This is a genomic window from Pseudomonas sp. PS01299 (assembly GCF_029960145.1).
Classification (GTDB): domain Bacteria; phylum Pseudomonadota; class Gammaproteobacteria; order Pseudomonadales; family Pseudomonadaceae; genus Aquipseudomonas; species Aquipseudomonas putida_A.
Window position 1 is genome coordinate 1 of sequence record NZ_JASCPO010000511.1, and the last position, 475, is coordinate 475.

1 protein-coding gene is annotated in these 475 nt (G+C 58.9%); it reads right to left on the minus strand.

Going from position 1 to position 475, the window contains the following annotated elements:
• Positions 1-128: 128 nt before the first annotated feature.
• Complete coding sequence (locus QMX91_RS31350) at positions 129-305, minus strand: hypothetical protein (protein WP_007964044.1); 177 nt, start codon at positions 303-305, stop codon at positions 129-131.
• Between the last annotated feature and the right edge of the window lie 170 nt (positions 306-475).

A 475-nucleotide genomic window follows, 5' to 3' on the forward strand; every position in this document is an offset into this window, starting at 1 on the left:
CACTGGCGATATCCTGGGGGAGGGGGCTTGCTCCCGAACGCGGGGTATCAGTGTGCATCAATGCTGAATGGCACACCGCATTCGGGAGCAAGCCCCCTCCCACAGGATTGCATGCCAGCTCAGATCATTCAGCGCAGCGCATTAAGCGTCGCGTTATGCGGAATACAGCGCTCGAAATTGCAGCTGGCGTATTCGCGCGGCAGTTGTCGCAGTTGCTCGACCCGCCAGGCCGCGGTGCCGTACAGCGCCAGCGTGGCAGCGCAGGTGATGAAAATCGCGAAGTACCTTCTTGTTCTGATGTTCATGGCGTAGACCTCTGAACGCATACCCTGCGGTATTACTTTCAGCATAGGTCAGCGGCATAGAGTTGCCAGCCACGGATTCGGCCTATGTGACATCCCCCTGTGGGAGCGGGCTTGCTCGCGAAGGCGTGGTGTCAGTCGATGAGAATCCAGACTGATACACCGCCTTCGCG

What these genes read in the sequence shown, in the direction of transcription:
- QMX91_RS31350 (WP_007964044.1), bottom strand. Translation starts at nt 305, where the DNA reads ATGAACATCAGAACAAGAAGGTACTTCGCGATTTTCATCACCTGCGCT.